The organism is Arthrobacter oryzae, from assembly GCF_037911235.1.
Lineage (GTDB): Bacteria > Actinomycetota > Actinomycetes > Actinomycetales > Micrococcaceae > Arthrobacter > Arthrobacter oryzae_E.
The window spans coordinates 188,743-209,286 of record NZ_JBBLYW010000038.1 but is presented as its reverse complement, the minus strand read 5'-3'; the positions used below and the strand labels follow the sequence as shown (position 1 = coordinate 209,286).

Annotated in this window: 21 protein-coding genes; 9 read left to right on the top strand and 12 right to left on the bottom strand. The window is 66.3% G+C overall.

Translation table 11 applies throughout. From position 1 onward, the window contains the following. The first annotated feature begins 38 nt into the window (after positions 1-38). The 3 genes from WMN78_RS12215 to WMN78_RS12205 all read left to right on the top strand — a co-directional run bounded on the left by WMN78_RS12215 (position 39) and on the right by WMN78_RS12205 (position 2,907). The gene (locus WMN78_RS12215; protein ID WP_340533978.1) at positions 39-914 is read left to right on the top strand and encodes a hypothetical protein; all 876 of its coding nucleotides are present in this window, start codon (positions 39-41) and stop codon (positions 912-914) included. A 123-nt stretch (positions 915-1,037) separates the two neighbouring features. Next, entirely contained in the window at positions 1,038-1,379 is a 342-nt protein-coding gene (locus WMN78_RS12210) for an STAS/SEC14 domain-containing protein (RefSeq protein WP_340533977.1), read from the top strand. Beyond that, positions 1,369-2,907, top strand: a complete 1,539-nt coding sequence (locus WMN78_RS12205; RefSeq protein WP_340533976.1) for a putative bifunctional diguanylate cyclase/phosphodiesterase — start codon at positions 1,369-1,371, stop codon at positions 2,905-2,907. Before WMN78_RS12210 ends, WMN78_RS12205 begins: the two co-directional genes overlap by 11 nt. Here the strand turns inward: WMN78_RS12205 and WMN78_RS12200 are convergent. From WMN78_RS12200 to WMN78_RS12170, 7 genes are all read right to left on the bottom strand, one after another. Further along, positions 2,904-3,686, bottom strand: coding sequence for a glycerophosphodiester phosphodiesterase (locus tag WMN78_RS12200; RefSeq protein WP_340533975.1), 783 nt, complete (start codon positions 3,684-3,686; stop codon positions 2,904-2,906). The two genes, WMN78_RS12205 and WMN78_RS12200, sit on opposite strands and share 4 nt — an antisense overlap. 13 nt (positions 3,687-3,699) lie before the next feature. Then, entirely contained in the window at positions 3,700-4,518 is an 819-nt protein-coding gene (locus WMN78_RS12195) for an HAD family hydrolase (protein ID WP_340533974.1), read from the bottom strand. A gap of 64 nt (positions 4,519-4,582) precedes the next feature. Then, complete coding sequence (locus tag WMN78_RS12190) at positions 4,583-5,092, bottom strand: YbhB/YbcL family Raf kinase inhibitor-like protein (RefSeq protein ID WP_340533973.1); 510 nt, start codon at positions 5,090-5,092, stop codon at positions 4,583-4,585. A gap of 11 nt (positions 5,093-5,103) precedes the next feature. Continuing rightward, positions 5,104-6,105 (bottom strand): carbohydrate kinase, encoded by a 1,002-nt coding sequence (locus tag WMN78_RS12185; RefSeq protein ID WP_340533972.1) that lies wholly within the window; start codon positions 6,103-6,105, stop codon positions 5,104-5,106. A gap of 82 nt (positions 6,106-6,187) precedes the next feature. Continuing rightward, positions 6,188-7,552, bottom strand: a complete 1,365-nt coding sequence (locus WMN78_RS12180; RefSeq protein WP_340533971.1) for an MBL fold metallo-hydrolase — start codon at positions 7,550-7,552, stop codon at positions 6,188-6,190. Between the two features lie 80 nt (positions 7,553-7,632). Beyond that, the gene (nhaA, locus tag WMN78_RS12175; RefSeq protein ID WP_340533970.1) at positions 7,633-8,985 is read right to left on the bottom strand and encodes a Na+/H+ antiporter NhaA; all 1,353 of its coding nucleotides are present in this window, start codon (positions 8,983-8,985) and stop codon (positions 7,633-7,635) included. A 130-nt stretch (positions 8,986-9,115) separates the two neighbouring features. Further along, positions 9,116-9,910, bottom strand: coding sequence for an alpha/beta hydrolase (locus WMN78_RS12170; protein WP_340533969.1), 795 nt, complete (start codon positions 9,908-9,910; stop codon positions 9,116-9,118). 256 nt (positions 9,911-10,166) lie between these two features. Between WMN78_RS12170 and WMN78_RS12165 the strand changes: the two genes are divergently transcribed. The 4 genes from WMN78_RS12165 (at position 10,167) to WMN78_RS12150 (ending at position 14,276) form a co-directional block, all read left to right on the top strand. Beyond that, a complete protein-coding gene (locus WMN78_RS12165; RefSeq protein ID WP_340533968.1) occupies positions 10,167-11,273 on the top strand; it encodes a RelA/SpoT domain-containing protein in 1,107 nt (368 codons plus the stop codon). 6 nt (positions 11,274-11,279) lie between these two features. Beyond that, positions 11,280-12,782 carry a SulP family inorganic anion transporter gene (locus WMN78_RS12160; protein WP_340533967.1) on the top strand — a complete coding sequence of 501 codons (1,503 nt, stop codon included), beginning with the start codon at positions 11,280-11,282 and terminating at the stop codon, positions 12,780-12,782. 154 nt (positions 12,783-12,936) lie between these two features. Next, positions 12,937-13,131 carry a DUF1508 domain-containing protein gene (locus WMN78_RS12155; RefSeq protein WP_340533966.1) on the top strand — a complete coding sequence of 65 codons (195 nt, stop codon included), beginning with the start codon at positions 12,937-12,939 and terminating at the stop codon, positions 13,129-13,131. A 104-nt stretch (positions 13,132-13,235) separates the two neighbouring features. Then, positions 13,236-14,276: a bile acid:sodium symporter family protein gene (locus WMN78_RS12150; RefSeq protein WP_340533965.1), complete on the top strand. Its 1,041-nt coding sequence runs from the start codon at positions 13,236-13,238 to the stop codon at positions 14,274-14,276. Between the two features lie 4 nt (positions 14,277-14,280). Here WMN78_RS12150 and WMN78_RS12145 read toward each other — a convergent pair whose 3' ends face one another. The 3 genes from WMN78_RS12145 to WMN78_RS12135 are packed head-to-tail and all read right to left on the bottom strand — an operon-like array spanning position 14,281 to position 15,942. Further along, positions 14,281-14,895 carry a helix-turn-helix domain-containing protein gene (locus WMN78_RS12145; protein ID WP_340533964.1) on the bottom strand — a complete coding sequence of 205 codons (615 nt, stop codon included), beginning with the start codon at positions 14,893-14,895 and terminating at the stop codon, positions 14,281-14,283. A gap of 13 nt (positions 14,896-14,908) precedes the next feature. After that, positions 14,909-15,616 carry a PAS and ANTAR domain-containing protein gene (locus tag WMN78_RS12140; protein WP_340533963.1) on the bottom strand — a complete coding sequence of 236 codons (708 nt, stop codon included), beginning with the start codon at positions 15,614-15,616 and terminating at the stop codon, positions 14,909-14,911. Positions 15,617-15,621: 5 nt separating this feature from the next. Continuing rightward, positions 15,622-15,942, bottom strand: a complete 321-nt coding sequence (locus WMN78_RS12135; RefSeq protein ID WP_340533962.1) for a YegP family protein — start codon at positions 15,940-15,942, stop codon at positions 15,622-15,624. Between the two features lie 333 nt (positions 15,943-16,275). Between WMN78_RS12135 and WMN78_RS12130 the strand changes: the two genes are divergently transcribed. Continuing rightward, the gene (locus WMN78_RS12130; RefSeq protein WP_340533961.1) at positions 16,276-16,641 is read left to right on the top strand and encodes a metalloregulator ArsR/SmtB family transcription factor; all 366 of its coding nucleotides are present in this window, start codon (positions 16,276-16,278) and stop codon (positions 16,639-16,641) included. A gap of 94 nt (positions 16,642-16,735) precedes the next feature. On the opposite strand, the gene WMN78_RS12125 is transcribed toward WMN78_RS12130, so the two are convergent. Both WMN78_RS12125 and WMN78_RS12120 read right to left on the bottom strand, forming a co-directional pair. Then, positions 16,736-16,948 (bottom strand): hypothetical protein, encoded by a 213-nt coding sequence (locus WMN78_RS12125; protein ID WP_340533960.1) that lies wholly within the window; start codon positions 16,946-16,948, stop codon positions 16,736-16,738. 12 nt (positions 16,949-16,960) lie between these two features. Continuing rightward, positions 16,961-18,988: a beta-galactosidase gene (locus tag WMN78_RS12120; protein WP_340533959.1), complete on the bottom strand. Its 2,028-nt coding sequence runs from the start codon at positions 18,986-18,988 to the stop codon at positions 16,961-16,963. A gap of 193 nt (positions 18,989-19,181) precedes the next feature. On the opposite strand from WMN78_RS12120, the gene WMN78_RS12115 reads away from it, so the two are divergent. Beyond that, positions 19,182-20,510, top strand: a complete 1,329-nt coding sequence (locus tag WMN78_RS12115; protein ID WP_340533958.1) for an ABC transporter substrate-binding protein — start codon at positions 19,182-19,184, stop codon at positions 20,508-20,510. Positions 20,511-20,544: the final 34 nt, after the last annotated feature.

Sequence of the window (20,544 nt, the reverse complement as noted above, 5' to 3'; positions counted from 1 at the left end):
TGGCTCTTCTTGAGGGGGATCAGACCGCCTGGTGGAATATGACGCTTTTCCAGGCCGAATGCCTCAAGGACATGGGGAAGATCCAGGAATGCATGGAGCTGATCACGTACTTGGCCGGCCACCCGCTCTCCACCGCGGAACCTGCCCTTGGTGCACGGGCCTTCATACTCCTGGCGCTGTCGCAGCAGGGGCTGGGGCGACTCCCCGACGCCGTTTCCGCGGCCACCTCTGCCGCCCAACTTGTCGCCGGTAATCCCGAATACGTTTACCTCCACATCCAGGCGCAGCGGGCGCTCATCGCCGCCCTTGCCGAAAGCCGCCGGCTCGACGAAGCGTGGGAGCAGTGCCTCCTGCTGGAGGGCCTCCTGACCGAGCTCGTGGACGAGGACACTGCCGGCAAGGCCTACTGGGTGATAGGAAACGTGGCGTTCCTTACCGGCAGGGTGACGGACGGCGGCCGATACCACGACATGGCGGCAGAGAGTCTTTCACCGTCGAAGGACGTGGATCTCTGGGCCAGGTTCAACCGCGCGTCGGCGGTGATGCGCCTGGAGGCTGAGCTCACCGAACCTGCCACGCTTCGCTGCATTGAGCGGGCCGAACTCGCCACCGAAGTCGTAGGAGGCAGCGACCGCGACCTCCTGGAGATGTCCTTTGTCCGCGCGCACTGGCATTTCCTGACGGGCGACATGGCCACCGCAATCGACATGCTTAGGCCGCTCTGCACCGAAGCCGGAATCCTGGCCACCCAGACGGCGGGTGAGGCCTCATTCCTGCTGGGGAAATCCCTCCTTGCCAACGGTGAGCGCGACGAAGGGCTGCAGAGGCTGGAGGACGCAGCCGCCCTCTTTGACAATGCGGCCGCCTCCGAACGGAGCGCCCAGGTCCGCGCGTTTACGGCCGGTGTAGGCTAGCGCACTCCGGAAGCGGATGGACAGTGTATTTTTAGTCCCAAGCCTCGCCGGAGGTCGGTGGTGCGAGAGAGGCCAAACGGCTCCTTTCATATGTTCGGGGGATGAATGCCTAAGCCGCTTGAATTGATACAACAGCAAATCGTCCGGATCGTGCTCCCCCGGGACGAGCACCTCGATGAGCACTCGGCCCGTCTGCTGGCCGCTGGCCTTCAAACCCCGCAGCCCGGCTCCGTCCTGGCTGTGCTGATGGATGTCACGGACGTTGCGTCCGTCAGCAGGGCCGCGAGGGCGGTCTTCAGCAACGTGGGCTCAGTGGCCGCCTGGGCACTGCTGGGCCGGACGCCCGTGGACCGGATCCTGGCGCATTTCATTCTTGGCGGCGACTTCAAGTCCGGGCCGGCCAGGTACTTTACGTCCGAGCCTGAGGCCCTCGAGTGGCTGAAGGAAACCGCCCATGTTCACTGACGGCGATCCGCGTCTTGGCAAGCTGCTGGACGGAATTGTCCGCCTTGCCGCAGGAGAGCTCCACTCCAGGATCGAAGTATCCCCCGCCAGGGACGAGCTGGATGCCGTCATCATGGGCACCAACCTTCTCGCCGAAGATCTCCAGATCATGTACCAGGAACTTGAACAACGGGTGGAACTGCGCACCCGGCTGCTCAACGAAGCACATCTGGAAATGCAGAGGATGGCGCTGACGGACTCGCTGACCGGCCTGGCGAACCGCATAGCCCTGGTCAGCGCCCTCAACGATGCCCTCGCGGAGGCCGAGCTGGGCGACCTGCCGCCCGCCGTCCTCCTGCTGGACCTTGATGCCTTCAAGGGCATCAACGACTCCTTGGGCCACGCCGCCGGGGACCAGGTGCTGGCCGCCGTCGGCGAGCGCATCCGAGCTTCCGTCCGGGACACGGACACGGTGGCCCGCCTGGGCGGCGATGAATTCGCCGTTCTGATGCCGTCTACCACCCTCGCCCGCGCCGCGAGTGTGGGCAACCGCGTCCTCGCCGCCCTGGACAGCCAGGTGGAGCTTGAGAACGACGCCGTCCAGTGTGGCGCCAGCATGGGACTGTGCATCGGCGGGGCCGGACAGAGCGCGGAACAGCTGCTCATGGAAGCCGACGTGGCCATGTACGCTTCCAAGGCCGCCGGGCGCAATAGGCTCAAGGTTTTCGAACCCGCCATGCTGCACGCCCGCCAGTTGCGGAGCCAGCTCCTGGAGGACCTGCGGGCGGCCATTTCCGGCTCCCAGCTGGTGCTCTACTACCAGCCCGTGGTTGAGCTGGCTTCAGGGAGGATCGAGGGCGCGGAGGCGCTGGTCCGCTGGCAACACCCCTCCCGCGGCATGGTGATGCCGGATGAATTCATTCCTCTCGCGGAAGATGCCGGCCTCATCTCCGAGCTGGGCGGATGGGTCCTCCGCACCGCCGTCGAACAGCTCCGCGTGTGGCGGGCCGAAGCCCGCGCCGGGGACGACTTCTCCATGCGGATCAATATCGCCGCCGCGGACCTTCAGCGCCTCGAGTTCATCGAAGAGGTCCGGGACGCCCTCACCGGGGCGGGACTCAGCCCGGAACTGCTCGTCCTCGAACTGACCGAAGGTGCGATCGTCAGCGGCAACGAACTGGACAGGTATTCCCTGAACAGCCTGCGGAAGCTGGGCGTCGGGCTGGAAATCGACGACTTCGGCACGGGCTACTCCTCCATCAGCTACCTGCGCAGGCTTCCGGTGGACAAGGTCAAAGTGGACCGGTCCCTCCTGAAGGACCTGGGAACCGATCCCGCCCAGCCGGACCTGATAGCCGCAATCCTCCAGCTGATCCGGGCGTGCGGCCTCGAAGCGGTCTGGGAAGGGGTGGAGACGGCCGAGCAGGCGCAGCACCTGGCCAGCATCGGTTGCGTCAGCGCCCAGGGCTATTACTTCGGGCGGCCGCTCCCCGCAGATGAATTCGCCGCGGTGCTCGACGCACAGCGGGCGTCACACCAGGGCGGCTAGTCCCACTCCCCCCGGTCCTGGAGAACGTTCTTGAGGAGGTCCGCCCGGTCCGTGACGATACCGTCAACGCCAAGGTCCAGAAGCCGGTGCATCTCCGCGGGGTCGTTGATGGTCCACACATGGACCTGGAGGCCGTGCCGGTGGGCGCGGCGGACAAAGCCCGGCGTCACCACCCGGACGGCGCCGTAGCTGACCGGGACCTGGAGCGCGTGGACGCCCCGCAGCGCCCACCGGATGGCCGGGGCCGGAAGCACGGGCCCGAGCACCGTGAAAAGCGTGTTGGACACAATTCCGGCCGACGCTGCGACCGGCCGGCTCAACCGTTTGACCACGGCGCGGCGCCGGCGGTCCGAGAAGCTCGCAATCAGCACCTGGTCGTGGACACCATGCTGCTCAATCGCGGCTGCCAGGCTGGGCACGGAATTCCAGTCCTTGATGTCCAGGTTCAGCCGCACCTCCGGGAAGGTGCGCACCAGCTCCTCGAAGAGCGGGATGGGTTCTAACCCGCCGATCCGGGCCTGCGCCACTGTTCCTGCAGGAAGCCTGGCAATGCGCCCCTGCCCGTCCGTCACGCGGTCCAGCGAGGGGTCATGGAACACCAGGAGAACGCCGTCGGCGGTGGTGTGGACGTCCATTTCCAGATAGCGGTAGCCGAGTTCGACGGCGGCGCGGAACGCTGCCATCGAATTCTCGAGTCCGTCCGGGGAAAATCCGCGGTGCGCCATCGCAATACGCGCGGAGGCGCTTCCGGCGGAGAAGAAAGGTCGGGACTCGGTCATTCCAGGCGGCTGCCTAGGCGTGCTTCACGCCGAGTTCGGCCAGTTTGGCTTCCAGGATCTGCGCCACGCCGTCGTCGTCGAAGTGCGGCGCCTGCTGCCCGGCGGCACGGATGGCCTCCGGGTGGCCGCTGGCCATGGCGTAGCCGTTGCCGGCCCAGCGCAGCATCTCGATGTCGTTGGGCATGTCCCCGAAGGCCACCACGTCAGCCGCGTCAATCCCCAGGGTGGCGGCGTATTCGGCCAGGGTCACGGCCTTGTTGACGCCCGGCAGGGCGAGCTCCAGCATGGCCACGGTGGGGGCCGAGTGGGTGGCTGACGCGAGGTGGGCCACTGCGGGTGACACTTCGGCCAGGAAGTGGTCGGCGGTGCCTTCCCGGACGATTGCCAGGAATTTCACCACCGCGTCGTCAGCGGTGAGGGTACTGGCGAGCGGGGCCGGGGTGAACTCGGACAGGAGTTCGCTGGAGTCATTTTCGATGAAGCCCGGTTCCAGGTGGAAGCCCGTGAGTGTCTCCGCGGCGAACAGGGCGGACGGCCGCAGCTGCTTGATGATGCGGCGGGTCTCGAAGACCGCTTCCAGGGCAAGGGCGCGGGCGGAAACCAGGCGGGCCTCCTCGAGGTCCCACACCACGGCGCCGTTGGAGCAGATCACGGTTCCGGCGTGTCCCAGCTGGTCCTCCAGCGGGTGCAGCCAGCGCGGCGGGCGTCCGGTCACGAACACCAGTTCGACGCCGGCGTCACGGCAGGCGTGGAAGGCGCGGATTGTCCGGTCACTGATCTTTCCGTCATGTCCGAGGATCGTTCCGTCAATGTCACTTGCTACCAGCCGCATACTGCCAGTCTACGTCGGCCCGGCGGCGGGCCCTTTCGCTGGCAGGCTCAGCGGTCTCCGCGGTTCAGCGCTCGAAGATGCCCGTCAGCGTCCCGCGGCCCAGCACGTGCGGGGCCAGTTTTGATTCCAGCTTGCCCGGACTAACCCCCGCATCGAGCCCAAGGTGCTCCACGTCGAGCGCGTAGACCGTGATGATGTAGCGGTGCGGTCCGTGCCCGGGCGGAGGCGCGGCCCCCAGGTAGCCGTGGAAACCGCCGTCGTTCTTCAGCTGCAGTGCACCTTCCGGAAGGAGCCGGCCGCCCTCGGCACCTGCGCCGGCCGGAAGCGACGTGACGGCCGCGGGAAGGTCCAGGACGGCCCAGTGCCAGAAGCCGCCGCGGCCCGGGGCATCGGGGTCGAACAGCGTGACCGCGTAGCCCTTGGTTCCGGCCGGAGCGCCGCTCCAGCTCAGCTGCGGTGATTCGTCCTGGCCGCCAGCGCGCATCTTGCCGCTGCGCTGGGCGGGCGGCAGTGTCTGGCCGTCCCGGTAGGACTCGCTGGTGACGTGCAGGGTCGGGGAATCGTGGCGGGGCATCTGCTGGCCTTTCAGTTGCTGGCGGAGTCGGCGTTCCTCAGGTCGTCGCCGGCGAGCGCCGCGTCGCGCTCCAAGCTTTCGAGTTCGAAGTGGTTCAGCTCTGCCCTCGTGGGCGGGTTGGCTCCCGGCCGGGACACGGTGACGGCGGCCGCCCACGCTGCATGGGCCAGCAGTTCGCGGAGGGATTCGGCGGGCAGTTCACGCAGCTCCTTCCGGTTCTGAGCACCGTCCAGGCGGCGGTCCACCAGCCCGGAAAGCAGCGCGGCCATGAAGGAATCCCCTGCGCCCACTGTGTCCGCCACCTCCACCTTGGGGGCGGCGAACTCAGCTTCACCTGCGGCGGTGATGCCCCAGGGACCGGCTGCCCCGCGGGTCACCACCACCAGGGCAGGCCCTTCGGGGCCACCCAGGGAGAGCCACCGCCGGGCCGAGTCGAGGACGTCCACGTCGGGGTAGAGCCATTCGAGGTCCTCATCGGATGCCTTCACCACGTCCGCGAGGGTAACGAACTTTTCCACCTGCCGGCGGGCATAGTCGACGTCTGTGATGATGCTGGGGCGGCAGTTGGGGTCGAAGCTGATGGTGGCAGAGGGGTGCGCGTGCTCGACGGCGGCAAGCACCTCCGCGGCGCCCGGCGCCAGCATGGTGGCAATGGAACCGGTGTGAACCAGGGTGGTGCCCTGGAGCATGAACGGCAGCCGGTCCGCGAGGCCGGGAAGCTCCCAGGCGAGGTCGAACGTGTAGGTGGCGGCGCCGTCGTCGTCGATCAAAGCGGTGGCCACGCTGGTTGGCAGGGCATCCGGGCCCTGCGGCACCATCACCGAACTGGATTTCAGGTGCGCGGCCACGGACTCGCCATAGGCGTCACGCCCGAACCGGCCGATGAACTGCACGGGGTGGTCCAGCCGCGCCAGCCCCACTGCCACGTTGAGCGGGCTGCCGCCCACGTGGGCCTCGATTCCCGTGGAGCGTTGGACAACGTCGACCAGGCCTTCGCCAATAACTGTGAGCATGGTCATACTCTGCCAGAGAACGGGCCGGGCGCGCTCCTGATTACGCACCCGTGATCACGGGTGCGTAATCACGTGGAAGGGATTACGCCGCAGGCGCCCTGTCCAATGCGACTCCGGCCGCCTCGGCATTCTCGAACTTCGCGTCCAGGTGGACCACGTCCCGCCCCGCGCGCTGCAACAGGCTGGCTGCAACGCTGGCGCGGTAGCCGGTCCCGCAGTGGACCCACAGCTTTCCGGCCGGAACTTCGTCCATGCGCGTCAGGAGCTGATGGACAGGGACGTTGACGGCACCGGCCACGTGGGACGCGGCAAACTCGTCCGTGCGCCGTACATCAAGAACCGTGTCACCGTCAGCGCGGCCCGCCAGCAGGCCGTCCCAGCCGACGCGCGGGTAGGAGGCGACGGCGGCATCCGGCGCCAATGCATGGGGTTCGGTTCCGACGGCGGCATCCGGCGAATCGATGCCGATGCGGGAGAGGTCGCGGATGGCTTTCTCAACGTCCTCTTGCGATCCCACGAGCGTGAGCTTCTCATCCCAGGGCAGGACCCAGCCCAGGTACGTGGTGAAGTTGGAGCCGCTGCCGTATTCGAAGCTGACACTGCCTTTGAGGTGGTTGCTGGCAAACGCCACGCGGCGGCGGAGGTCCACCACCCATTCGCCCTCGTCCAGGCGGCGCGTGAGCTCGGCGGGGTCCACCGACTCCGGGACGGTGAGGTCCGCGGGTCCCGGGCCCTTGGCGTTCATGGCCCCCATGTGCGCGTAGTACGCCGGATACGCGGAGAGGTTGGCGATGAGCTCCTGGACGAAGTGGTCCTCGTCCGGATCCGTCAGGGCGTGGTTGGCGGTGAGCTGCTCACCGACCGTGGAGGAACCGGCGCCGGTGGCCGGGCCGGAGGAACAGAACGACCCGAAGCCGTGGGTGGGGAAGAGCGCTGCATCGTTCCGTGCCTCGGCGACGAGCCGGCGTACGGAAGCGTACTGGTCACGCGTCAGGCCCACCGTGTCCGACGCGGCCACCAGGTCAGTCCGGCCCACGGAACCGTAAAGCAGGCTCCCGCCTGAGAAGACTGCCTGCTTGTCGCCGTCGTCCACGATGAAGGACAGGTGAGTATGGGTGTGGCCCGGAGTGGCCACGGCCCTCACGGTCAGGGACCCCACCCGGACCGCCTGCCCGTCGGCGATGGGCTCACGCTCGAACTGGACCGGGTCCGCGGCGTTGACCAGGTACGTGGCACCGTGGGTTTTGGCCAGCTCCAGGCCGCCGGTGACGTAGTCGTTGTGAAGGTGGGTTTCGGCGACGTGGGTGATGGTCACGCCCGCTTCACGGGCGGCAGCTTCCACGCGGTCCGTGTCCCGCTGCGGATCGATGACCAGCCCCACCGTGCCGTCGTGCACCAGGTAGCTCCGGTCCCCCAGCTGCGGGGTATCGATGACAACAACGTCCATGGTTTCCTCCTCGACGGCGGTACGGCCCTTAACAAGACCATACCCATAGGGGTATGGCGCAGCAAGGGGTTCGCGGGCCGTCAGGCCTGGTTCTCGTGTTCGTAGACGTCCGGGATGCCGTCGTGGTCCGAGTCAACCTTTTCCCGTTCCTCCGCCGCGCGGTACTGGTGGTTTCTGGTCCGCAGCACCACGGTGGCCAGGATCGCGGCGATAAACGATGCTGCCAGGATGCCCACTTTGGCGTGGTCGTCATGCAGGCTGCCGTGGCCGAAGCTGAGTTCCGCGACCAGCAGGGACACGGTGAAGCCGATGCCGGCCAGAAGCGAGACGCCAAAGACGTCGATCCACTTGAAGGATGAGTCCAGCCTCGCCCTGGTGGCCTTGGTGAGGATCCAGGTGGTGCCCATGATGCCGATGGGCTTACCCAGGACGAGGGCCATGATGATGCCGATGGCCACGGGGTCGGCAAGGGCGGATCCCAGGCCTTCCCAGCCGCCCACGGCCACGCCGGCGGAGAAGAAGGCGAAGATGGGAACGGCCACGCCCGCGGAGATGGGACGGAAACGGTGTTCGAAGATTTCCGCGAGGCCGGGGCCTGCTTCGGGGCCTCCGCTGGCCTTGGAGCGGAGGACCGGCACGGCGAACCCCAGCAGTACGCCGGCCACCGTGGCGTGGATGCCGGAGGCGTGGACCAGTGCCCAGGTGGCTATTCCGAGCGGCAGGAGGATGGCCCAGGCGGCCATGAAGTGGGCGCCGAAGAAGCGGCGGTACTTCTGGGCAAGGAAGGCGTAGAGCGCCAGCGGGAGGAGGGCGAGCAGCAACGGCGCAGCCTGGATGTCGCTCGAATAGAAGAAGGCGATGATGCTGATGGCGATGAGGTCGTCCACCACTGCCAGGGTGAGCAGGAAAATACGCAGGGCGCTGGGCAGGTGTGAGCCGATAATGGCCAGGACCGCCACGGCGAACGCGATGTCCGTTGCGGTGGGAATGGCCCACCCGCGCAGGGTTTCCGGGCTGTAGATGTTGACTGCCGTGTAGATCAGGGCCGGGACAATGACCCCGCCGGCTGCGGCCGCCACGGGCACAATCGATTTGTTGAGCTGGCGGAGATCGCCCGCCACGAACTCACGCTTGAGTTCGAGGCCCACCAGGAAGAAGAAAATGGCCAGCAGTCCGTCGGCGGCCCAGGCGCCGAGGCTCAGTTCGAGGTGCCAGGGCTCGTAGCCGATCCGGAAGTCCCGCAACGCGAAGTAACTGTCGGACACGGGTGAGTTGGCCCAGATCAAGGCGATGACGGCCGCGGCCACCAGCAGAGCGCCGCCTACCGTCTCCTTGCGCAGGATCTCGCCGATGCGCAGTGACTCCGCGTAGCTGCCGTAGCCAAGGATGGTGCGCGGTTTGGCGCCGGACGCGGGCGGGGGTGTTTGGCTCATGGGGAAGTCCTAAAAGTTGAGTCGACAAAACTACGCCGACCAGACTTCCCGGCTCACCTTCGTCCAGTCTAGGCAAGCACTCTGCCCCGGGCCAAACGGAGCCGGCCAAACGGGATGGCCTGGTGACGGGTCAGCCCAGGAGTTCCTGCACCAGGTCCCGGCACTTCCGGTAGGCCGGCGCCTTGGGGTCGATCAGGGAGAAGTGGTCGCCCGGAACGTTAAGCAGCTGGATAGGCGCACCTGCGGCTTTGGCCGCGCCTGCATAGGACGTGGACTGGCTCACCGGGACATCGTCGTCGTCGCTGCCGTGGACGGCGTAGACGGGAATACACAGCGGAATCGCGCTCATCGGGTCCGCGTACTTATGCCGTTTGGGGTATCTTTCCGGCGAACCGCCGAGAAGGTTGCTGACCGCGCCGTTGCTGAGGTTCAGTTTTTCGGCAGCGGACAGGTTCAGCAGGCCGGCCTGGCTGACCACCCCGGTAAGGTGCACGGCGCCGTCGTCGTTCTTCCGTTGCAGCTGGCGGTCAGGGTCCGGTGCGCCGAGCTGCCCGAGCCGGGACCGGCCGGCCGCCCAGACGGCCAGGTGTCCGCCGGCCGAGTGGCCCAGTGCCACGACTTTTTCGAGGCCCAGCCCGTGGATCCCGGCGACGTCCCTCAGTTTGTCGATGCCCGCCAGCACGTCCTCGAAGGTGTGGGGCCAGCCGCCGCCGTTTCCGGCGCGCCGGTACTCCAGGTTCCAGGCCGGCATTCCGTGCATGGCAAGGTCCCTGGCCAGCGGTTCGCCCAGTTCGGCACCGTACTGCGAGCGCCAGTAGCCGCCGTGAATGACCACCACCACGCCGCGGGTGCCAGAGGCTTCCGGCAGGAAGAGTTCACCCCACTGGCTGGGGTCATCGCCGTATTGGTACTTGTGCCGCTTCACTGCGTCCTCCTTCGGGCCCGACGAACAGGAAGCGGACAGTGCCCCCAGTGTCACTGCTGCGGCGGCGCCAAGCAGGGCCCCGCGAAAGCAGGGTCCGACGCCGCACATCAGCCATGTGCCGAGCCTACCTTGGGTGCCGGACACCTTTGTGCCAGCGCGTTCGACGGCGGCGTCCGCCAGGTGCCCGGCGCCAAGGACGGAACAGCCGTAAGGGTGTCCCGCCCCGGCTGTCCGCGCCCACCCGTAAGCTGGAACCATGGCTACCAACTGGGACCGCCTGGACGCAGGCCTGCGCGAATCCGTGCAGGAAAACGTGGAGCTCTACGAACGCGTCCGCCCTGCCCTGAAGCTGGTTACCCGGGAAGTCCTGCTCACGCTCCGCAGCATGCTCAAGGACACCGAGGTGACACCCCTGTTCGTCACGGGGCGAACCAAAACAGTGGAGTCCTTCAAGGAAAAGATTTCCCGCACGGAGAAGCCGCTGGAACCGGGCGGGCCGCCCGTGCTGAAGTTCCCCGATCCGTTCCGGACCCTCAATGACATGGTGGGCGTGCGCGTCATTACCAAGCTGCCGGCGGAGAACGCCGTGGTGGCCAACCTGATCAAGCGGCAGCGCCAGCTCTTCGACTGCCGCGGCGACCGCGAAAAGGACATCGGCTCCATCGAGTCCGGCACCTACGGCTACTCCAGCCGCCACCTGATCCTGCGGACTATCCAGAATGAGGCGGTGAAGGAGTACCAGCAGGTATTCAACCCGGATCTCCAGCCCAACGGCAGCTACTTCTTTGAGTGCCAGATCCGCACGGTTTTTGCGCATGCGTGGAGCGAGATCGAGCACGACATCCGTTTCAAGGCCGAGGATCCCCGCGCCTGGACCCCGCACTTCGACCGGCAGTTCACCGCGACGGCGGCAATGCTGGAAACAGTGGAAGGGGCCTTTGCAGACCTGCACGAACGCTACGAGGAAGTCCGCGGCTACTGGGATACCGACGGGGAGGGTGCCGCGCAGCTCACGCCGAACCGGATCCGCGACGTCTGGCGGACGCTCCTGCCGCACGTTGACCGTAAAGTGGATGATGACTGGGGCTGGGCAGCCGAACTCATGGCGGCCCACGGCCTCAACCAGACGGTGCAACTGGCAGGGCTGCTCAGCGCCAACCGGATCACCGAAGTCCGCAAGGCCCTGGACCACAGGTACTCCCCCGGCCCGGACCGGCTGCTGGATGACCTGCTGCTGTGGCAGTACGGCACCAAACACATCGACCTCACCGCGGAGGCACCCGACGTCGTTCCGCACCCCCGGCGCGACAGCCTCCTGCGGCGGCTGAAACAGATCGAGCGCTACCGCCAGACCAAGCTCTAGGAACCCATGAAGCCCGAACAACTCCAGTCCGTCCGGGCTACGCTCCGTTCCCCGCGCCGGCTCAAGACTGAAGCCCTGGCCGGGCTGGTGGTGGCGCTGGCCCTCATCCCCGAAGCCATTGCGTTCTCCATCATTGCCGGCGTGGATCCGAGGATCGGGTTGTTTGCGTCCTTCACCATGGCCGTCACCATCTCGTTCGTGGGCGGCCGGCCCGCCATGATTTCCGCGGCCACCGGTGCGGTTGCCCTGGTGATCGCCCCGCTGATGCGCAGCCACGGCCTGGACTACCTGATCGCCGCTGTGATCCTGGCCGGGGTCTTCCAGATCCTGCTGGCGCTCCTTGGCGTCACCAAGCTCATGCGCTTCATTCCGCGCTCGGTGATGGTGGGGTTCGTCAACGCGCTGGCCATCCTCGTCTTCATGGCCCAGCTGCCCGAGCTGATCAACGTTCCGTGGCTGGTCTATCCCCTGGTGGCAGCGGGCCTGGTGATCGTCGTTGCCCTCCCGCGGCTCACTTCAGCCGTCCCGTCACCGCTGGTGGCCATCGTCGTCCTCACGCTTTTTGCAGTGCTGGCCAATGTCGACGTTCCCGCCGTCCAGGACAAAGGCCAGCTTCCCGAAAGCCTGCCCACATTCTTCCTGCCCAACGTGCCGCTGACGCTGGAGACCTTCCAGATCCTCGCCCCCTTCGCCCTGTCCATGGCCCTGGTGGGCCTGCTGGAATCCCTCATGACGGCCAAACTCGTTGACGACATCACGGACACCCGCTCCAACAAAACCCGCGAATCCTGGGGACAGGGCGTGGCCAACATCGTCACCGGTTTCCTGGGCGGCATGGGCGGCTGCGCCGTGATCGGCCAGACCATGATCAACGTCAAGGGGTCCGGCGCCCGCAGCCGCGTCTCAACGTTCCTTGCCGGCGTCTTCCTGCTGGTCCTGGTGGTGACGCTGGGTGACATTGTGGGCCTGATCCCCATGGCGGCGCTCGTTGCCGTGATGATCTTCGTCTCCGCCATCACGTTCGACTGGCACTCCATCGCCCCGAAGACGCTCAAGCGCATGCCCAAGTCCGAGACCGCCGTCATGCTGATCACCGTGGGCACCGTGGTTGCCACGCACAACCTCGCCATCGGTGTCGGGGTTGGAGTCCTGGCGGCCATGGCCATGTTCGCCCGGCGGGTGGCCCATTTTGCCACGGTTGAACGGACCGAGATCGAGCTCAACGGCGAGACGGTGGCGACGTACACGGTGGACGGTGAGCTGTTCTTCGCCTCCTCCAACGACCTCTACACCCAGTTCGAATATGCCCGCGATGCCGGGCCCACGGTGGACCGGGTCATCATCGACCTCCACGCCTCCCACCTGTGGGATGCCTCCACCATCGCCGTCCTCGACGCCGTCACCGAGAAGTACCGCAGGCACGGCCGGGAAGTGGAGCTGATCGGCCTGAACTCCGCGAGCACGCAGATGCGCGAGCGGCTGGCCGGGAAGCTCAACGCCGGGCACTAGGCGGTTCCGGCGGTGCGCCGAAATTCACTCGGCCGGACCTCCGCCTATGACACGAGGCGTTGTGTAATTTATGTGACAAGAGTTGTCATCTATTGTTGGTAAGGAAGCGGCCTGCGGATACCTGGCAGGCGCACCACCTTGGGGGAGGGCCAGCATGGCAGGAAAATTCGAACTCGTCGCCGCGGAACAAGGCGGCGTCCGCATCAGGCTCGTCAGCGGCGCAGGCAACGTCCTGGCCGTCTCGGGAATCTACCGGGACAGCGCTGCGGCCGCTTCCGCGGTCGCGGAGATCCGCGAGCACGCAGCAACGGCGCACATCGCCGATTACAGCAGCCCGCCTCCGCAGTAGCAGGGTGCCAGGGCGGTCGGAATCCAAGCGCCGGGTGCGCAACAAATGTCAGACGTCTGGTCATGAACTCGCCGGAGCAGCCGTCCGGATGTGAGCATTATTAGATGCTTGAGGCAACCAAGACCCACGAAAAAACTGCAGCCAACGCTGAAGCTGATGCCACCCTGCTGAATCCGGCGTTGGCCGCCGAGGCGAAAATCGCCCGTATCGCAGTCACGGTCTTCCCGCTGCTGGTGGTCATCGCCGGCATTGCGGGATTCCTGATGCCCGGCGCCTTCAAGCCCATGGGCCCCAGCGTTCCCTACTTGCTGGGGATCATCATGTTCTGCATGGGCCTGACGCTCACCCCGCCGGACTTCGCCTCCGTGGTCAAGCGGCCATGGGCCGTGGTGCTGGGCATCGTTGCCCACTACGTGATCATGCCGGGCGCCGGCTGGCTGATTGCCGTGGCGCTCAACCTCCCGCCGGAACTGGCCGTGGGCCTCATCCTGGTGGGCTGCGCGCCGTCCGGAACCGCGTCCAACGTCATGGCCTTCCTCGCCAAGGGCGACGTGGCCCTCTCGGTGGCCGTGGCGTCCGTCTCCACTCTGATCGCTCCGATCGTCACTCCCCTGCTGGTGCTGTTCCTGGCTGGATCGTTCCTGCAGATCGACGCAGGCGCCATGGTCCTGGACATCGTCAAGACAGTCCTCCTGCCGGTGGTCGCCGGCCTCGTGGCGCGCCTGTTCCTCAAGAAGCTCGTCGCGAAGGTGCTGCCGGCGCTCCCCTGGGCGTCCGCCGTCGTAATTTCCCTGATCGTTGCGATCGTTGTGGCCGGAAGTGCCAGCAAGATTGTTGCCGCGGGCGGCATCGTGTTCCTCGCTGTGGTGCTGCACAACGGTTTCGGCCTGGGCCTGGGCTACCTGGCCGGGAAGCTCGGCCGCCTGGACGACAAGGCCCGCCGGGCGCTGGCTTTCGAAGTGGGGATGCAGAACTCCGGACTCGCTGCCACCCTTGCAACCGCGCACTTCAGCCCGCTGGCCGCACTGCCCTCCGCCGTGTTCTCGCTCTGGCACAACATCTCCGGCGCGATCGTGGCCGCGTGGCTGGCCCGGCGCCCGCTGCGCGACACACCTGTTCGCGGCGCAGCCGGCCACGACGCGTAACCGCTTAGCTGCGGTGGTGCTCGATGAGCCAGCCGGCCATCTGCTGGGCCCGCTTTGACGCCAGGAAGTCCCCTTCGGTGGCCGAAATGATCGAGCCCTTCATCAGGATGTGCCAGGACCGCGCGAATTCTTCGGTGCGGCTCAGCCCGGCTTCCTCGGCCAGCGCCTGGATGTGTCCGCGGATCCGGCTCAAATAACCGATGCTCGCCTTTCCCAGCGGATGTTCGGGGCCCATCTCGAGCAGGACGTTGATGAAGGTGCACGCCTCGAAGTCGTCGCGCAGGAACCAGTCGCCGAAAACATCGAAAACGGCGAGCAACCGTTCCTCGGGGGTGTTGCCGCGACGGCGGGCTTCGGAGACGATGAGGTCCACGGTCCACACCTGGTCCCGGAGAGCCAAAAAGGCCAGGACCAGGGCATCCTTGGACGGGAAATGCCGGTAGAAGGTTGCTTTCGCGACACCGGACCGGCTGATGAGTTCGTTGGTGCCCACGTCGCGGATCCCGCGGCGGGAAAAGAGGTCATACGCGGCGGCAAGGATGCGGTCTACGGGGTCATCCCGGCCCGCCAGTGCCCGGGCGGGCAGCAGGGAGGAACGGTTGGCGTCTTCGGCAGTCATGTTAGAAGAAATTTTACATGGAGTGCTGCGGGCGTCCTTGCGGGTGGCCGTGCACGCCCACGGCTCCGGGCCGGCGCCGCACAGGTCCGCGGCGAAGCGCCTTAATAAAGCTGTCCAGAAGTGCGGGGTCCTTGGCTGTGTTGGCCAGGTCCACAAGGTCAGATGCGGCCCTCGCCAGTTTGATGTTGGTGTGCTGGCTGTGGCTGACGAGCAGGTTGAAGGCCTCGTCCGCGCCGATATGCAGGGCTCCCATCAGGATCCCCTTGGCCTGCTCGATGGTGCTGCGGCTCGCATTGGCCGCCGTGACGGCAGCCCTGGCGAACTGTTCAGTCTCATGCCGCAGCGTGCTGGTGAGGTCTATGACGAAACCGGCAATATGGTTCAGCCCGCCGCCCTGGTCAAGGATCCCCTCCCCCGTTGTCAGGATCCGGTGCTCCCGCAGGCGGGCGTCGATGAGCCTGTCAAAACTGAAGAATCTGCCGCCAGTGAGCCGGACCTGCGTGATGATGTCGCGGCTGCGGTTCCGGTCGTCCGGATGCTTGTGCGAGAGAAACAGGTCGAGGGTTGGCACAATTTCCCCGCGGCCGTAGCCGTGGATGATGTACACCTCGTCGGACCAGTCGAGCCTGCCGGTCGCCGCGTCATATCGGAACGTCCCGGCAATGCAGTCCGCCGCCGCAGGGGCGCCGGAGTTCGCCTGGTGGACTTTCCGCGCGGCCATGGGATTCACCAAGCGGGGAAATCGGCGACAACGGCTGCCGGCCTGAGCGATTGCCGCCACCGGAGCAGAACCTGCCGTTTGCGGCGTGCCGCGCGGCCGCCGAAGGCACGTGCAGCGGACGATACCCGGGAACGCTGCGGCTCCGGCGCCGGGATTTCGGTGACAAAGCCCGTTCCTGCGTACTCGCGCACAGCGGCAATCCCGGCGACGGCCGCCCGTTTGTCCGGGAAGGGCTTGGAAAGCGCCATGACTGTTCCGTCCGGGGCCGTCAGCCGAAATCTAAAGGATGTGTCCGCGTCGGCGAATAGTTCGAACATGCCTGCCATTGAACCCTCCTGGACCTTGGGATCATGCCACTCCCGGTGACGCCGTTGTCAGCGGAAGCAGCCTGAATCCATCCATGTGTGGCCGGGCGCTTGTGATCGGCCGGCCCGAATTGATGAATTCATGAAAGTCTGAACTACACAAGCCGTCCGCGCAAGGGGTGCCCGCCTACTAAATCCAGCGATCATCCCTTTGCAGCCGGGGCTACGATATAGATGCGACTCGCGCCGATTCGCGCGGTAAGGAGACAGACCTTTCTGTCTGTCATAGGCTGGATTCGTTGAACAGGCGTTATGGTTGGCGCCGGATGACGGACATTAGGAAGCGAGGCCCCGATGAAGGACGATCTGCCCGCAGGCGTGGTCCTGAGTGAGGTAAAGGCCGAACTCTTCAAATCCATGGGCCACCCCGCGCGGATCCGGGTCCTGGAGATACTCTCCGACGGCCCGGTGGCTGTCAGCCGGCTGCGCGACGAAACGGGCCTGGAGCCCTCGAACCTCTCGCAGCACCTTGGCGTACTCCGCCGCCAGCGCCTGATTGCCCCCTCGCGCCAGGATGGCCGGCTGTTCTACGAACTCTCCTGCCCCGAGGTCAGCAGCCTCCTCCTCTCGGCCCGCTCGCTGCTGGGCACCGTGCTGCAGTCGACACGACTGACGCTGATGACCTTGGATGAGCCCCTGAAAGAACCCGCGGTCCGCTAACCCGGCCAGTCAGTCCAGGAGCCACCAACGGAGGACGGGCCGCAAGCCCGTCCTCCGTTGGTGTGTCCGGTTGTTTTGGTGCGTCCGTCGCGTCCTACCGGCTCTGCTCGCGGGTCAGCCCGAACGGCACGTGTTCACTGAGCGAGACCGTGTAGTGGCCGGGGTCGAGCCGGGTCACCAGGATCCCGCGGTTGCGGGTGTGCGCGGCCACGAGCTGCAGGTTCCGGACGGCTGCATTGAGCCGTTCCTCGAGCTGCCGGGCGGTGTCGACTTTCACCTCGAGCACTTCGGCGGTGGGGTAGTTCATTCGTTGGTCCTTTCAGGTCTGGATGACGCGCACGGTGCCGCCGGGAATGACGGCGGTGGGCGCGGACGGCTCTCCGCTCAGCAGGTCATGCCCGGCTGCCGGATATTCGGCGTCTGCGTCGGAGTGGTTGATGAGGAACGTGAAGCTATCCGTGGAGCTGCTCCGCGTGACCACTTCCAGGCCCGCAGGCAGTTCCGGGGGAAGCTCCAGTCCCGCGGTGCGGACGGCGTCAAGCACGACGGCGGCGAGGTCCGCGCCGTCGAGCTTGGTGGAGACGTACCAGGCCGTGCCGCCGCCAAAGGCGTTGCGGGTGATGGCCGGGCCCGAGGCGGCCGGGCCGTCAAGGTAGCTGGCCACCACGGTTGCCGTGGCGGGATGGATGTCTTCCGCCCACACCACGCCGGCGCTCCCGTTGCTGAGATTGGCTTTTTCGCCGGCGCGGAGGGGCAGGAACTCGTGGACTTCGAGGCCCAGGACATCCCGGAGGCCGGCGGGCGAGGCGCCGGGCGGGACAGTGTCGTTGGAGTCGACGACGCCGGAGAAGTAGGAGACCAGCAGGTGTCCGCCGCCGTCGACATATCCCCGCAGGTTCGCCGCCGCTTGGTCTCCAACCAGGTAGAGGGCAGGGGCGAGGACGAGGTCGTAGCCGGAGAGGTCAGCTTCCGGATGGGCAAAGTCGGTGGTGATCCCGTGTTCCCACAGCACCGAGTAGTAGGCCTCGATGCGCTCACGATGGTTGAGGTCGCTGCTGGGGCGCCACTCCAGGTCCTGGGCCCAGAACGATTCCACGTCCCAGAGTATGGCGACACGCGCCTGAACGGTGGAGCCTTTCACAGCCGCAAGCTTCTTCAGGTCATCGCCGAGGTCCAGGACTTCGCGCCAGATCCGGGTGCCCGTGCCTGCGTGGGGAAGCATGGCGGAGTGGAATTTTTCCGCACCGTAGCGGGACGCGCGGAACTGGAAGAACATCACAGCGTCCGCGCCGCGGGCAAGGTGGGAAAGGCTGTTGCGGGCCAGTTCGCCGGGGCGCTTGGCGATGTTGCGTCCCTGCCAGTTCACGGCGCCGGTGGAGTGCTCCATCAGCATCCAGGGCCGGTTGCCGGCCAGCGAGCGCGTGAGGTCGGCGTCCATCGAGAGCAGGACGTGGTTGTCCGTGCGCTCGGCCGCCAGGTAGTGGTCGTTGGACACGATGTCCACCTCGCGGCTCCACTTCCAGTAATCCGCTGCCAGGCAGTTGGTGGCCATGAAATTCGTGGTCACGGGCACGTCCGGGGTGTATCTGCGGATCACGTCCCGCTCCGCGATGAAGCATTTGAGCAGCGCGTCCGAGGTGAACCGGCGGAAGTCCAGCCGCTGGGCCTGGTTGCTGACGCTGGCGGCGAGCCGCGGCGCGTCGACCTCGTCCCATTCGCCGTATTTCTGGCCCCAGAACAGGGTGCCCCAGGCCTGGTTGAGGCCGTCGAGCGTGCGGTACCGGGCCTGCAGCCATTCGCGAAATGCTGCAACGGAGTAGTCGTCGTAGGACTCGCTGACCGGCGCGCCGTATTCGTTGTGCACATGCCACAGCACCAGCGCGGGGTGGGAGCCGTACCGACGGGCGAGCTGTTCGGTGATGTTGGTGGCGGCACTCAGGTATTCGGGCGAGCTGGGGCTGGCCATGCCGCGGGATCCGCTGCCCAGCGCGACGCCCTCGCGGGTGACGGGGCGGGCCTGCGGATACTTTTTCCAGAACCAGGCCGGAGGCGCAGCGGTGGGCGTGCCCAGGTCCACGCTGATGCCGGCGTCGGCGAGCAGGCCCATCAGGTGGTCCAGCCATTCGAAGTCATACTCGCCCTCGCGGGGTTCCAGGAGGACCCACGAGAAGATGCCGATGCTGACCAGGTTGATCCCGGCCTCCTTCATCAGTGCAATGTCTTCGGCCCAGACCTCCCGCGGCCACTGTTCGGGGTTGTAGTCCCCGCCGTAGCAGAGCCCGGCCGGGCGCTGCAGCCACGGGCCCGGCGCGCTCCGGGGCGCGGTGCGGTGTAGGACGTCGGTCATTTCCTGGTCTCCTTAGAACTGTGTGCGGTCCCAGTTTTATCACAGGGTCAAGTTTGGACGCTAGAGCCATCTAGGCATTGACATAGCTCACAAATCTGTGGATTACTGGAACCGCTCACAGTCATGCGGCCTTGGTTCGGATGAGGGTGATAATTCAGGCAGACCCATCAAGCTTTTCGACAAGGAGGACGAAATGCGCAAGTCATTTCGTGCAGGCGCCATAGCCATGCTCGCGGCGGCCGCCATGCTCACCGCAGGTTGCTCGGGCGGAGCAGGAACAGGTTCAACGGCAGAATCAGCCGCAAGCGATCCCAACCAGAAAGTGGAGCTCACGTACTGGGCCTGGGCGCCGAACCTGGACAAGGTGGTGGACCTTTGGAACCAGAAGAACCCGAACATCCACGTCACCGTGAACAAGCAGGACGGCGGCGACCCCGCTGTCACCAAGCTGCTCACCGCGGTGAAGGCCGGCAGCGGCGCCCCGGACCTCATCCAGGCCGAATACCAGAAGATCCCCACCCTGGTAGCGGCAGATGCGCTGGCAGACCTGTCCGGCACCGAAGCCAACGAGACCAAGAGCCACTTCCCCGAGGGCGTGTGGAATTCCGTCACACTGGGCAGCGAAGCGCTGTACTCCGTCCCGCAGGACACCGGTCCCATGGTGTTTTACTACCGCGCTGACGTGTTCGAAAAGCTCGGCCTGTCCGTCCCCAAGACCTGGGACGAATACGCGGAAGCCGCCAAGGCGGTCCATGCTTCCGACGCCGAGGCGTACCTGGGAACCTTCTCCTCCAACGACGCCGGCTGGTTCACCGGCATGGCACAGCAGGCCGGAGCCTCCTGGTGGGGCATCGACGGTGACGCCTGGAGCGTCAAGGTGGACGAAGATCCCACCCGGAGGGTCGCCGGGTACTGGGGCGGACTGGTCCAGGACGGCGTGATCGACAACAAGCCGATGTACACGCCCGAGTGGAACACCGCGCTGAACACCGGCAAGCAGGTGGGCTGGCTCAGCGCCGCCTGGGGCCCGGGCGTACTGGCCGGCAACGCCGGAGCCACAGCGGGCCAGTGGAAGGCCGCACCCATGCCGCAGTGGGATGCCGCCAACCCCGCCACCGGCAACTGGGGCGGTTCCTCCACCGCTGTGACCTCGCAGTCCAAGAACGTGGACGCCGCAGCGAAATTCGCCACCTGGCTCAACACCGACTCCGAGGCCGTCAAGGCCCTGGTGACCGAAACCGGGATCTACCCGGCAGACTCCGCCGGGGCGGAATCCGCCCTGACCAAGGCACCTGAGTTCTTCAGCAACCAGCCCGACTTCTACAAAGTTGTTGGCGACGCAGCGCAGAACGTAGGGTCCTTCACCTACGGCCCCAACGTCAATGTCACGTTCAACGCCTACAACGACCAGTTCGCGAAGGCGGCCCAGTCGAAGCAGAAGGGCGCCTTCCTCGATGCCGTGAAGAGCATGCAGCAGGTGACGGTGGACGACTTGAAGAAGACCGGCTTCACCGTCAAGTAGCCAGTTACCCGGCCACACCATCCGGGAGGGCGCC